Annotated in this window: 1 pseudogene; it reads left to right on the forward strand. The window is 58.3% G+C overall.

Annotated elements, in window-relative coordinates:
- Window positions 1–21 precede the first annotated feature (21 nt).
- A pseudogene (locus SB775_RS33920) lies at window positions 22–216 on the forward strand (transposase domain-containing protein); the annotation flags it as partial.
- Window positions 217–235 lie beyond the last annotated feature (19 nt).

Here is a 235-nt window from a genome sequence, read left to right on the forward strand (position 1 = left end):
GCTGTTCCTTGATGACGGCCATCCAACCTGGTCGAAAATGCCATCCGCAGCCCGGCCATGAACCGTCGCAATGCGCTTTTTGCGGGTCACGATGAAGGTGGCCGCAATTGGGCCCGGTTCGCCAGTCTCATCGGCACATGCAAGGTGAACGGAATCGAGCCCTATGCCTATCTGCGCGATCTCTTCACCAGCTTCGCCAACGGTCACCTCGTCTGAAATATCGACGCCCTGATGC

Source organism: Peribacillus sp. SIMBA_075 (assembly GCF_046534585.1).